The 13,666-nt window shown below is 39.2% G+C and carries 10 protein-coding genes; 5 read left to right on the forward strand and 5 right to left on the reverse strand.

Features of this window, described 5'->3' with window-relative positions:
* Nucleotides 1-53 precede the first annotated feature (53 nt).
* The 3 genes from EHQ24_RS04555 to EHQ24_RS04565 all read left to right on the forward strand — a co-directional run bounded on the left by EHQ24_RS04555 (nt 54) and on the right by EHQ24_RS04565 (nt 2,889).
* The gene (locus EHQ24_RS04555) at nt 54-809 is read left to right on the forward strand and encodes a polyphosphate kinase (RefSeq protein ID WP_135600492.1); all 756 of its coding nucleotides are present in this window, start codon (nt 54-56) and stop codon (nt 807-809) included.
* Nucleotides 806-1,546: a UDP-galactose-lipid carrier transferase gene (locus tag EHQ24_RS04560; RefSeq protein WP_135600493.1), complete on the forward strand. Its 741-nt coding sequence runs from the start codon at nt 806-808 to the stop codon at nt 1,544-1,546. The genes EHQ24_RS04555 and EHQ24_RS04560 overlap by 4 nt, the downstream gene beginning before the upstream one ends.
* A 353-nt stretch (nt 1,547-1,899) precedes the next feature.
* Nucleotides 1,900-2,889 carry a PAS domain-containing protein gene (locus tag EHQ24_RS04565; protein WP_244310297.1) on the forward strand — a complete coding sequence of 330 codons (990 nt, stop codon included), beginning with the start codon at nt 1,900-1,902 and terminating at the stop codon, nt 2,887-2,889.
* Nucleotides 2,890-2,936: 47 nt separating this feature from the next.
* On the opposite strand, the gene EHQ24_RS04570 is transcribed toward EHQ24_RS04565, so the two are convergent.
* Nucleotides 2,937-5,105 (reverse strand): adenylate/guanylate cyclase domain-containing protein, encoded by a 2,169-nt coding sequence (locus tag EHQ24_RS04570; RefSeq protein WP_135600494.1) that lies wholly within the window; start codon nt 5,103-5,105, stop codon nt 2,937-2,939.
* The gene (locus EHQ24_RS04575; RefSeq protein WP_135600495.1) at nt 5,102-6,328 is read right to left on the reverse strand and encodes a M48 family metalloprotease; all 1,227 of its coding nucleotides are present in this window, start codon (nt 6,326-6,328) and stop codon (nt 5,102-5,104) included. Before EHQ24_RS04575 ends, EHQ24_RS04570 begins: the two co-directional genes overlap by 4 nt.
* 100 nt (nt 6,329-6,428) lie before the next feature.
* On the opposite strand from EHQ24_RS04575, the gene EHQ24_RS04580 reads away from it, so the two are divergent.
* Nucleotides 6,429-7,982 (forward strand): hypothetical protein, encoded by a 1,554-nt coding sequence (locus EHQ24_RS04580; protein ID WP_135600496.1) that lies wholly within the window; start codon nt 6,429-6,431, stop codon nt 7,980-7,982.
* An 18-nt stretch (nt 7,983-8,000) separates the two neighbouring features.
* Nucleotides 8,001-9,449, forward strand: coding sequence for an OmpP1/FadL family transporter (locus tag EHQ24_RS04585; RefSeq protein WP_135600497.1), 1,449 nt, complete (start codon nt 8,001-8,003; stop codon nt 9,447-9,449).
* 15 nt (nt 9,450-9,464) lie between these two features.
* On the opposite strand, the gene EHQ24_RS04590 is transcribed toward EHQ24_RS04585, so the two are convergent.
* Genes EHQ24_RS04590 through EHQ24_RS04600 form a run of 3 tightly spaced genes read right to left on the reverse strand, consistent with a single transcriptional unit; the run spans nt 9,465 to nt 13,514 of the window.
* The gene (locus EHQ24_RS04590) at nt 9,465-10,364 is read right to left on the reverse strand and encodes a patatin-like phospholipase family protein (RefSeq protein WP_135600498.1); all 900 of its coding nucleotides are present in this window, start codon (nt 10,362-10,364) and stop codon (nt 9,465-9,467) included.
* Nucleotides 10,365-11,615, reverse strand: a complete 1,251-nt coding sequence (locus EHQ24_RS04595; RefSeq protein WP_135600499.1) for a C40 family peptidase — start codon at nt 11,613-11,615, stop codon at nt 10,365-10,367.
* Between the two features lie 24 nt (nt 11,616-11,639).
* The gene (locus tag EHQ24_RS04600; RefSeq protein WP_135600500.1) at nt 11,640-13,514 is read right to left on the reverse strand and encodes a patatin-like phospholipase family protein; all 1,875 of its coding nucleotides are present in this window, start codon (nt 13,512-13,514) and stop codon (nt 11,640-11,642) included.
* Between the last annotated feature and the right edge of the window lie 152 nt (nt 13,515-13,666).

Below are 13,666 nucleotides of genomic sequence, written 5' to 3' on the forward strand. Positions count from 1 at the left end.
GATTTTGAAAAAAACGCTAGGTTTTTTACAAATGGTTTCTAGTATTTTTCCTTGTGATTTTAGAGAGACATCCAACAAACCAAGTTCCCGTGTATGCGGCCAGTGACCTGACTGACTTACAAGAACGATTTTTTCTTTTACAAAGAGAAAGTGTTAACCAGAAGATTGCTCATATTTTTCTTATCGAAGGATTTGCATCAACGGGCAAAGGCTCCATTTTACAATCGTTAACGATCAGACTTGATCCAAGAAAGTTTAAAGTTTACTCACCTTATGTAGACCAATCGGAAGACAGGGGTTATCCTTTCCTTTGGAATTTTTGGAAAGTGGTTCCTCGTTATGGGGAATTACTTTTTTATCTCAACACCTACTACAGCCGCCTAGCCTACCTTCGTTCCGAAAAAAAGATTGGCCTATCCGAATACGACCAAAGGTTACTCTCCATCCTTAACACAGAAAGAATTCTTTCCAAAGACAAAGTCATTGTTCATAAATTCTTTTTGCATATTTCCAAAAAAGATCAAAAAAAACGCCTGGAAGATTCTAAAAAGAAAAAGAAAGAATGGGAACTTTCCCACTTTGACAAAGACCAAGGAGAACATTACAACCGTTACTTTGAAATTTTTGATTCAATTTTGAGTGCTTCCCGCACCATCGATTCACCTTGGCAAATCATCTATAATTCCAAAAAAGAAGAAACCAAACTCCTTGTTTTTGAAGCCATCATTGAACGTTTAGAAAGAATTTTACAGTTTGACTCGAGGGCTGCCCTCCACTCGATCAATCACGGAACCGAACTCATCCCATGAAAACATATAAAACACAATCCAGAACCCTCAACTTAAACCAACTAGAAAAAAACCAAGTTCTTTCACCTGACGAATACCAGGCGAAGATGAAGGTTCTAAAAAACAAAATTCGCGATCTAACATTTCTAGCCAAAGCGAAAGCAAGGCCCGTTTTATTTGTTTTCGAAGGTTGGGATGCTGCCGGCAAAGGAGGAGTCATCCGTCGCCTAACACAAGAAATGGATCCAAGGCTATTTGAAGTTCATAACATTGCTGCACCTAGTTCCGAAGAAATCCAACACCATTATCTCTGGAGGTTTTGGAACCGAATTCCACAGAAAGGCCATATTGGAATTTTTGATCGCTCCCACTATGGCCGTGTCCTTGTGGAAAGAGTGGAAGGATTTGCCTCCGAATCAGAATGGTCGAGAGCCTATGAAGAAATTTTACTCTTCGAAGAACAATTAGTCAGCTTCGGAACCATCATCGTTAAATTTTGGCTTCATATCGATTCCGGTGAACAATTGTTACGTTTTGAATCCAGAAAGAATGATCCGCTCAAACGTTGGAAACTCACCGACGAAGATTGGCGTAACCGCGACAAATGGGCACTCTACGAAGAAGCTGCCAACCAAATGTTTGCCAAAACCGACGCACCCAAAGCCCCTTGGTTTTTAGTCCCAGCCAATGACAAATACTTTGCCCGAGTGATGGTTTTAGAAACAGTTGTGAGAAGGTTAGAGGAAGAGTTGGAATAGTTAAATAGACAAAAAAATTGTAAGATCAAAAATTTGGGCAAGTCCCGAAATTCTTATTTATCATAGAAAATGACATCCGTTTGGCGAATCTATTTTTCACCTGTATCGACACTCAAGGCGAAATCTACAAAATCTTAATATTTCAGAGTTCCATTTTTCTTTAGGTGTCGATTTACTAAAAAAGAGGATTTACAAAGAAAACAAGCCACTCGAAACAAAATACAGGAATTATTCTTCAGCATTCAAAATGCATTCCTAACAAAATAACAATTCTAAATGGTCTGTTTCTAAAGTTACATTTCGTCTCATTTTTTGATATATTCCTCTTAAACAAAAGAAAGTTTATGCTAAAAATGGACTCAAACGGATCACCGAATTATGCACAAATGGTTTTGGACAATTCCACGGATGCCATTGTCCTCATCGGTCTAAATTATTCCGTTTTAGCCTTCAACCAAAGTTTACTCGACACACTCAAAGCTTATTCTGGAAGAATTATTAAAATTGGTGAGGATTATAGAAGTTTTGTCACGGAACAAGACAAAGAAGTTTTCCATGTCCTTGTACAAAAGGCAATTTTAGGCGAAACAACATTAATCGAAAGGCATTCAGACTACAAAGGACTTTCCATTTGGTTTGAATACAGAATGAGTCCCACTTATGATAGAGAAAAAAATCTTTTGGGAGTTTGTCTTCGCGCAAAAAACATAGACACAAGAAAAAAAATGGAGATTGCCCTATCCGAAAGCGAACAAAAGTTTAGAAACTTAATTGAATCGGCCCCTAACTCAATTTTGATCATTGATACATCTGGTAAAATTGTTCATTGTAATATAGAAACAGAAAATACGTTTGGTTTTAAAAAAGAAGAACTCATCGACAAATCCGTAGAATGTCTAGTTCCCCTTCGATACAAATCGGGACATGATCTTTTGGTTGCAGATTATATAACAAGTCCCAAACCAATGCGCGTTGGAAAAAACCAATTCACTTCGGCTTTGAAAAAAGATGGAACGGAAATTTTTGTCGAAATCAGTTTGAACGGATTCGAAGTCAATCAAACCAACTATGTTTCAGCAATCATCGTAGACATTACAGAAAAAATCCAAACTGAAAACAAAATCAAAGCTCAAATCCAGGAACTAAAAGAGATTGCAAGGATCCAATCTCACGAAATCCGAAGGCCACTTGCTAATATCTTAGGGCTTTTGGAACTTTTAGAATCAGGAATGTCCAAAGAAAAAACGAGCGAAATCCATTCTTTTTTACGACAATCAGCGAAAGACCTGGATTCACTTGTTTGCGAAATAGTCAAACGAACATCGGTGAGTTTAACCGAATAAAATTCTAATCTAAATAATCCAAAAAAAACGATTATAATTTTAGTAGATTATTTAGTGGTTCTTGTGAACACTCCGTCCCATCCTTCTGCGGGAGGATTTTGAAACAATGTCTGGCATCTTTTGATGAGAAGATGGCTTGCGACGTCTTTGTATCCATAAATTTTGGATACAGTTTCAAAGCAACTGATGGCTTTTTCCCACTCGCGATTGGAATACAACCGAAATCCCTCTTCATACATTTTTTCGGCTTCTATTCCCTTGGGAGTGAGTTCTGAACTATAGGACACCAAACTATAGATTTTAACAGGAGCTTCCTTTCCCTTCACACGAATCCAATCCAAAAATCGAAAATGGAATTCATCTTTACAAACAGATTCAATACTTTCAGAGACAAGGATAGAGGTTCCGTAATCTTTTGCTGCTGCTTCCAATCGTGCCGCTAAGTTTACCGTATCCCCCATCATCGTGTACGAAGCCAAACTATCGGTTCCCATAAAACCAACCTTAGCTGGTCCACAGTTCAGACCAATACGGAACTTCATCTCACGGGCTGTTTTGGTATAATCCATTTTTTCATTCCAAACAGATCGTAACACTTCCAGTTCATTCACCATTTCGAGTGCCGTTTTACAAGCAAGCCTTGGATGTTCTTTATTTTGAATGGGAGCTCCAAAAATTCCCACAATGGCATCACCAATGTATTTATCCAAAGTTCCAGAGTTAACTTTTAGAATTTTTGTCATCGCAGACAAGTATTCATTCAGTAACCTTGCCAAATCACTGGCACTCAGTTCCTCACTGATACTTGAAAATCCTGCAACATCAGAAAAAAATGCAGTAATTTCCCACTCTCCTCCCTTTTTCAGAGATTCCATATTTTCGAGAGCTTCACTCACAACCCCAGGATCAACTAGGTTACGCAAAACACTATTGAATTTTCGTTTTTCTTTTCCTTCGGTATATGTGAGATATGCAAATCCCATGAGATAAGAAAGAGGAAAGGCGATGATAAAAGGGGAACTTGCTAGAACCAAATCCATTCGATATAAAAAATAAAACAAACCAACAAACATTGAAATGGCGAGGACTGGATAAATATTTCTTAAAAAATGCCATTGGTTGACAAAAAGTATGACCACACCTACGATCAGGATAAAAAGAGTAAATCCTATACCCCAAACCTCAGGAAGTTCTTTTAGCATATGGCCTTCAATCAAATTAGAGGCAAATACCGCCTGACCAATCACACCCGGAAAAAGACCGAATGGTGTCACCACATCATCGTGGGTCGATGCCGCAGAAGTTCCAATCAAAACAATTTTGTTTTCAAATAGTGTAGGAGGAACTAAAAGTTTTTCAGGATCTTCCACTTCACTCGAATTGAGTTGGTTTAAGGACTCAATGATTCCTGCAGCCGAGTAACGAGGAATGTTTCGAATTTCTTCTTCTGTATAAAAATAGGCACGAACCAGTCCGTCCTTACCCAAAGGGATTTCTCTTTTTATCCCCTCTTTTTGAATCGTAAAATTATCATTTTTCCATTCCGTTTCATAACTTTGTCCAGTAACAAATGCTTGCAAGGCGAGCGTAGGAAAATGATTATTTTTCCACCGAATGAATGGGGTAAACCGACGAAGGATTCCATCATTATCTGGAATGACATTCACCACATGTAACATTGGTGCAGTAATTCCAATTTCCCCAATAGGGAAAGATGCATTTTCATAACGCGGAAACGGTGAATTCTCGGGTAAAGGAACATTGAACTTTTCGGCAAGTATCCCATCTTCCTCCCTTGGGATCACAATCCCTCCATCCCGGAAATTGGCCGCATGCGAAATCTCACCTAAACTTTGATTGGCGGCGACCAAAGCTTCATCATAATCAGACCTTTCGGTAAACATAATATCTATGATGGTGATTTTCGGAGGAGTAATGAGTTTGGTATAACCGATGATTGTCGGATATATATTTCTTTTCCAAGGCCACTGCCCGAGTTCTGGATGATCGGCATACTTTGCAATGCTCTGTTCATCAATATCAATAATGACAATATCTTTAGAAAACTTATGATGAGATGGTAGTAGATGAAAAAGTGAATCAGATAATTTTCGATTTAAAGTATTAGAAAAACCGAATAAAGAGACAAGACCAAGAATGGTTCCTGGGATTAGAACCATCAGAATCAAAGGAAAAAGGTATTTTTTTTGTTTCATGGTTTGAGTTTTGATTTGAATTCACTCCAGCGGTCTTTGACAAAAGGTGTGTTATCAGTTGAAAGAATTGATTCGAAATATACTAATTTGGCGATACGAGTCGTGGTGTCAGGATGTGTTTTTTTTAAGGATTCTGTCCCTTCTGCTTTAGATATTGTATTTAAAAAACTAGAAAGTCCAGTGGGAGAATACCCTACTTGGCCTGTCAGGCCAACGGCAGCTTCATCTGCTTCCAATTCTAATTTCATGTCTCTACCTGTTTCAAAAAGTTGTTTTTCCATTTCATCGAGTAGTGTAGAAGTGGCTGCATTCACAACTTCACCACCCGGTGGCGATAGTAGGCCGGACAAAATGTCCAAAAACAAATTTGATTGTTTGAACTCACCATTGTGAAACAAAACGATGTGACCCATTTCATGACCAATGATCCCCGCAAGTTCTGATTCTGTTTGTATTTTTTTTAATGTTCCCGTTGTTAGAAACACAAATCCACCGGGACAAGCAAAAGCATTGACTTCATTTGATTCAATCACTCCCACACGAAAACTTAAATCTTTCCTAGATGACACAGAAGCCAGACGAGAGGCAATGGTGTTTAAGTAACCTGTGAGTTCCGTATCTTTTACCACTGGATATTTTTTTAATAATCTAGCAGCAAGAGAACGCCCTACTTTTACTTCCGCTTTTGTCTCTGCCAAAACATTCAATTCAGAATTAGAATACACTGAATTACTAATATTTAAATTTTCAACTCTAGAGTTTGGCTGATCCTGTTGACTCAGTTGTTCTGGAAACGGAACAGATTCTACCCAACGTAAGGACTCAAAATCATACAGATCCCCTTCCCCTCGGACTCTCATTTTTTGTGTTTCCGAAAGGCCACGTGCTGCCGCTGTTTTTGTAAAATCGGAGGCTCTCTGTCTTGCCACCACTGCCTCAGAAGAATTGGAAGTAATGCCTAGTTTGATTTGGTTTCCGGGAGGAAGAGGAGATACAAAGAGTTTGGAGACCCAACCGGAACGATTCTCTGCCCGAACCTGTACAAAAAGTCCTTGTTCACTGACAGGTGCGAGTACGTCCCCCATTTGTAATGGGAATCCATCGGCACTGAGTTTCGGTTGGGAAAGGAGTTTTGCCTTTGTGCTTTGTACGTATACATTGCCCTTAGCTATGAGTGTTTGTGCTAAAAAAAGAAACAAAAAGGTGTGAGACAGAGCTCTCATGCAATAAATTATGTATTTTCACCTAATTGCTGAAAACTCTTTTTTTATAGAAAGACTTTAGAATTGACATTTCCTTTCGCATTCTTGAAATGAACGCGTGATGCATCATCTTTTTCTAATATTCCTTCTGATTTTCTTCACCTTTACGAGTTGTAAAAAAGAAAAAGACGAAAGTAATTCACTCTCAGCTCTTGTAACTCGTTTCCTTGTCCGAAGCCTGCTTAACTCCAATATCAATTCCGAACTTCCATCCAATCTGAGTGTGGCCGTTCCTCGTTCCATCCGCAAACCATCATCTGGTCTTGGAGCTTCCCTTGGTAAAACAACGAAAAACAAAAAGTTCATTTCCGTTTCCAAAGGAATTGCCCAAGACACTTTTGACTATGGGTTTACTGGGCAGGCATTTTTAACAGAAGGAACGTCCATTGTTTCTGAAATCCTCAGAGATTCCAAACGAGACTTGGTGCTCATCAGTGGTGCCTATAATGTAGCCAAAAGAAACCCAGGTGTTTGTGTTCCTGGTGGGACATCGACGGTAAGTATCACTCCCTCAATGGAAAACGAATTCCTAGAAGGGATTGAACGACTGGGACTCAGCGCGGAAGAAGCAAGAGGAGAACTTGCCAGTTTACAAAATGAAGGGATCCTTCCTTATATCGGACAAACTGTACCTACACCCGCTATGGTGTACAAAACACTATCCAATAACGAGTACGATGCGGAAATTTCCTATTCGTTTGCTGAATCTATTGGCACACCACAACCCTGCCCTTCTAATAATAAGTTTCAAAAAAGTTTAAAATTCAAAACAGATAAATCAAAAATTTTTAGTTCCATCACACGTTCCTTAAAAGTGTTTGGAATTTCTCTCAGTGTGGAAGCCTCGATCACATACATCACCCAAGCCGGAAAAAAAGACAAGGCCATCCTCAATATCAAACAAGTCACAACTACATCTGGAAGCACTGACAAATCGACAACAAGATTTACCTTTGAAGAATGTGATAACGACACAAATGCCAATGCAAATAATTGTGTGACCCTTAGTTATAGCAATGTTTACGATAGTTCCGGGGACAAGGTCACAACCTCAGTCAAAGGAAAAACCAATGATTTTGGTGGCTATGTCACCACAGAATACATAGACAATAACAATGGTTATGAATATTATTTAGAAGAAACCTATGATGAAAATGGGGATACTGGATATTTTGCGGTAGATTATTATGATTTGAATGATAATTCGAATGATGAATACGAAGAACTTGGTTACTTTGATTATGATATCTATGGCGAGTTTTATGAAACAGGAGCCAATGCCTACAAATTCGAATGGGATGTATTCGTAGATTTTACTACTTCGCCTTTACCTTCTGGTGGTGGTGGTATTGGAGTGGCAGTCGGATTTACTGAATACGACGCCTATGTGATTATGCCTGCTGGCATAGATCCAAATGACTTTCCTGACGAATATATCGGTTGGGGAGAATACTTTAAAAATGTTAATAGCGGTGGCCCAGTATATTACGTAGATTTTTACGGAGACGCAGACCAAGTAGCAACATCTGTTATTTGGCGTTATACGATCAATGCAAGCGGCAATGAAGTCTACATACTTATACCATCTGGAACCAATACCATTTACCAAATCTAATCATAATAAAAATACCAAATGAAAACTTACAAATTATTACTTACCTCATTACTCCTGACACCAAGTGTACTTTTTGCTTCGGAGCCTTACCATAATGTCCAAGGGTTTTATGGGGAACGTGCTGCTGGTCTCGGTGGGGCTTTTACAGCCATTGCAGATGATCCGTCAGGTGCCTATTACAACCCAGCAGGTCTTGGTTTTACTTACAACGACGGAATCTCCATTTCCGCCAGTAATTTTAAAGATGTAAAACGAAGTTATATCAACATCGATACCCCAGGCCAGGTTTACAACCAAACCCACCAAGGATTTGATCCAAACTTTATCGGTTTGTTAAAGAACTTTGATCGCTGGAAGTTTGCCTTTTCGATCGTCAATACTTACAATTATTCATACAACCGAGTGGATCAAGTAAACTACCCTCTTGTATCTCCCTCAATCAATTCCACGAGAAACTATACAAAAGAAAGATACAACCAACTTCTAGTAGGTCCAAGCGCAGCTTACCTTCTCTCCGATAAACTTTCCGTAGGTGCTACACTTTATTACTTAAACGATACAAAAGAAGTTTCAAGGACTCAGTTCCAACAATTTTCTGATCTAAGTTACGTTATGCGTTCCTATGTGGACAACCGTAGAACTTCGGGAATTATGCCGGTCATTGGAATCCAATACCAACCCATACAAAAGGTGTCACTGGGATTTAGTTACCGCCGAATCTTTGTTATGGGCGGAAACAGGTTATACAATGAAGTTTACGCGGACTCTACCAGAAGGCCTGGATCCTCTGCAATCGATTTTATCGAAGGAACGGGAGACGGAGCCTCTTCCATTGAGGCGGGAGTTCTCACTCAAAAACCAAAACTCACCACTTCCATCCCACAAACGTCGGAGATGCGATTCGGAATTGCATTTTTTCCTACATCAAGGTTTCTCGCCTCCTTCGATATGATCCACACCACAGGATACAAATCTCGGATGAACCAGGACGAAATTAGTACCTTTGGAAGAAGAGTCACTTATACCATCAACGATACGGAAATTCGAGAACTGACAAGGGCATCAACCACCAACTTTGCGGCGGGTATGGAATATTATTTGGCAGACACATTTTCAGTGTTAGGTGGCATTTACACAAACGAACCCAATACAAAACCAATTTCTTGGACAGAGTCCGCAGTCGATTTATACTTACAAAATGCTTACGGAAACCAAGTGCAGGTAAATTCCGGAGACAATAGTTTGGTTTACAAAGTGGCAAGGTCGGGAACGAACCCCAGAAATGAATACTCTAGAAACAAAGGACTCAGTTTAGGATTTTCCTGGGTGACATCCAAATCTTCTGTTTCCGTAACTTATATCAGAGAAGTAGGAAATGGAAATTCTAGGATTGATCCAAATTCCCTTTCCCAAACCTTTGAATACAGTGCCCATTCTGTTTACATTATGGTAAGTTCTAGAAACTAACCATGATAAAGTATTTTACTTTGGACTCTGGTTCAAGGTAAAATACTCTTTGGCATCTTCGTAACCGTGCCTAAGTAAGATTTCTGCTTGTTCCTTTTTAAAATTTAAGATACTCACAAGACCTAACATTCGTTTGGGAGCAATTACGGAAACTTTTGCATTTTTAAATTGTGTGCGTAGTCCTAGTAGAAAGTTTTCTATTGGTGTGAGGCCTTGCATCACAGCCTTTCTATATTCAAATCCTTGTTCGACACTGCGATAAGAACCAAGTAAATAAAGTTCAAATAATCTTTCTAAGGCTTCGTCCTTGGTTTCCGGTGTCTCCATCATCTGAACTCCTCCCACAGGAGAAAGAAGGACGACAACTATTTCAGAGGCCTCGTGAGTGAGCGCGGGCAAAATCGGAGTATTAGCCATCACTCCTCCATCCCAATAAGGTTCCCCATCAATCACTTGCCAAGGAAAGATCATGGGAATGGCAGAAGATGCTAAGATATGTTCGATTCTTAAACTAGGATTTTCAAAAAACTTTAATTCTGAAGTGAGGATATTCACAGCCGAGATAATCACTTTTGTTTTGGATTCGTTGAGTGCGGTAAAATCCATATTTTCGTGGATGAATTTTTTTAAGGGATAGGTTTCCACAAGGGGATAGTATTTTCTTCGAAAAAGACCCTTTAGCATATTCCAGACTGAATAACGCATGATATTTTTTTGGTTCAAACGTAGCCATAATTCAGAAAGTCTGCTGGAATTCATTCCTGAACCAATGGCACAGGCGTTGATGGCACCAACCGATGTCCCACAAATGATGTCAGGTTTCCAATGGATCTCTTCTAAATACCGCAGAACACCTGCTTGGTAGGCACCTCTTGCACCACCACCCGACAATACCAATGCTCTTTTTTTAGCCATCTATTTAGCTCCCGTAAATACGTCACGGCCTGTGATATACCTTTCCTTCCACCATTTTTCGTTTAAGGATTGGATGACCACACCACGACTCGTAGAGGCATGGATAAAATTTCCATTTTCTAAAACCATTCCGACATGAGTGATTTTACTTGTGTTTGGTGATGCAGAGAAAAATACTAAATTTCCCATTTGTTGTTTGTCGCGTGAAACTGACTTACCAATCTGTGCTTGGTCTCTCGCGGATCGGGGAATTGTTTTTTCATTCATTCCAATTTTTGAATCGGTTAATATGGATTTGGTAAGTCCAGAACAGTCCACTCCTCTTTTGGAATACCCACCATACAAATACGGAGTTCCTATCCAAGTTTGGCCAACAGTTTCCACTAACTTACGTTTGTCTTTTTCACCCACAGTTGTTTGAACTGAAGGAGAATTTAGTTCTTCTAAAAATAGAATGTTTGGATCTAGTTTCGGGCGTTCTTTTGTAACCCACTCGCCTTGTTCATTCCAAACAATTTCTGTGCGTCTTTCTGATTTTTGAAAATTTTCTTTTGTGGAAGTAGGACTAAGGACTTGGATGGTGTCGGCTTTTACAATTTCCCAATCCTTAACTTCTATTTTTTTTCCTTCCTTCTGAAACCATTCATCTAGGAATTTGTTTTTTTTCTCATCACTGAGAGTTTGGATTTGTTTCGGAAGGACTGCCTCCAAACTTTTGAGGGTGGCATTGGAATTTTCTTCCTTTTTACGCGAGAGAACCACCAATCGTCCGGCAACTAATACGGAAGCTCCACTCCATTGTTTGGCCCTGGCAACTCTTAAAATTTCAAGAACCGTATCTTCAGGAAGTTTTGATTTTGTGGTTTCTTTAAAAAATTTTCCAAGATAAGGGATGTCTTTTTTGTTAGGTTTTGCTGTGATGAAATAAGGAATCAATTCTTCTGTTTCTTCCCAAGTGTATCCATAGTCTTTTAAAATGACAAACCTTTCGACCCCTTCTGCAAATTCAGGAGCGGGTATGGATTCAAAAGCGGCCCAAACTCTTAGTGACTGCACAATTTCTTTTACAGATGGGTCATTGGCACGATCCTCCAAACGTTTTCGAATTTCATTACGAATGAGGAGTGTTTCTTGTTTGTTATAAACGGAGGCAACTAACGAGTCTAAGTTTTGGGCGATAAGAGAATTTCCAAGAAGTAGAAAAAAAATAAAACCAGATAAAAATCTATAAATTCGAGAAATTACAAACATACTTTGTATGATAAGGTTTAGAATTTATTGTAAAGAAGGATTTAGAAATTTTTCTTTGTTTCTTTTGATTTTATCAATGGAAGAAACATATCCTAGTTCCATCAAACGTTCATATGCAAACCAATCCAAAAGTCCAAAATTATTTGTAGGGATTTGTAAAAATAAATCAGAAATTTTTTCTGTTTGGCGGATGCGGTCCCGACTCGAAGCCAAAATCGAACGAATGATGATATCACCAATAGGAGGAAATTTAGGTCTTAAAATTTCATTGAAGTTGATGAGGTTAGTAATTTGTATGAGAGGGTTTGTCATCACCCCTGGATTTGTTTGATCAAAATAAGTGCAGAGTTCTTTGTCTTGGTCAGGATAAATATCCCCGAACACATCCACAGAAATGATTTTTCCGGCACCTCGTTCTTTCAGAGTGATCCCAGGAACATTATCCAATACTCCTCCATCCACATAAACCACTCCATCATCAATGAAAGGAGGAACCACTCCGGGAATTGAGGTACTCGCACGAATGGCCTTCCATAAATCTCCTTTGTCATGTACATGAATTTCTGAATGGGAAAGATCGGTGGAGATGGCATAATAAGGAATCCACAAATCTTCAATTTGGATGGATCCAAAAAATTGGCGAATGGCCTCTGTGTATTTTTTTCCTGTAGTGAGGGATAAAACAGGAACCGTATATTCGTTTAACAAGTCTTTGGAGATCCAAAATGCTTTGGCTTTTTCCTTACTACCAGAACTTGTTTCCCCCATGGCAATGAGCGCAGAAAAAATAGATCCGGCACTGGTTCCAGAAACCATATCAATCGGAATTTGGTGTTCTTCCAAAGCAGATAAAACTCCCAAATGTGCAAAACCTTTGGCACCGCCTCCACCCAGAGAAAGTCCAATGGATTTTCCAAGGAGTCCTCGCCCCAACCTTTCCCAAGTATCGAGCCTATCCAAATGAACATGATAATGACGGTTAAACTTTCTTTTGTGTAAATGTCGGATGGTTCCAGGGACTACAACCAATGGATCTGGTTGGAGGAGAACCAAAACATGATTGATCTCTTTGAATTGTTTGGGATCTAAAATAGATTCTAAATGGATACAATTTGGATCTGAGTTTGCATCCTTAATGTATAAAATGGTATCGGATTGGCGAAGGGCTCTCCTCATCCAAGCTGACACATCTTTTTTATCTTCTAATAAATAAAAAACATAATCAAACTCCGCTTCCAATTGCGAAAAAAATCGAATGATCCAAGGTTCACGGTCTTTTTCCTCTAACGTCTGTAACTCGCTTGTTCGTTCCAGAAAAAAAGTTTCATCCACCACACAAAAGGATCCATACCGCAAAAACACGAGACCCATTTTATGAATGATTTCATCCAAACAATCTTTTGGTAAGGCTGAAAGAATGGAAAAGGTGCGAGAAACAGGAACAAACCCTTTGTTTTCTGTTTTGGCATTTGCTAAACGTTCGGCGATGATTTTGGTAATTTGTAAAAGGCTTTCGGGATATTTGAGAAGGATAGACAGAGCAATGTCCCGGGGAACACGAATGAGTTCCGAATCGCGGATGGCTTTGACAGTGGCGGAACGTTTTTCCCCAGTGATGAGACTGAGTTCCCCAATGATGTCTAGTCGTTTGAATTCTCCCACATCACGAACAGAACCATCTGACCCGCGTTTTTCATAACGCAATTTTCCTGCGGCCAAAATGTACAAATCATTTCCATCGGAATTTTCAGCAAATAACACCTCACCACCTACTAAAAATTCCCGAACTGTGTTTTCCTTCAGTTCCCGAAGCACTGTATGCGGTAAATTTTTAAAGAGATCTGCTAGAGTTAGATACTGAGCCAGATGAGGATGTTTTGAGATCCGAATTCGTTTCACCACAAAGGTTTTACGTAAGTTTTAAAAAAAACTCAACCTCCTTTTCTTTTTTTAAGATACTCTTCCAGGGTTTCCAATGAGTGGATTCACGCATTGTGATTCTGTGATAAAAAGATTGGTGGTCAAACCGGTGGGATCTTAGATTTTGGAAG

Source organism: Leptospira noumeaensis, from assembly GCF_004770765.1.
GTDB lineage: Bacteria > Spirochaetota > Leptospiria > Leptospirales > Leptospiraceae > Leptospira_A > Leptospira_A noumeaensis.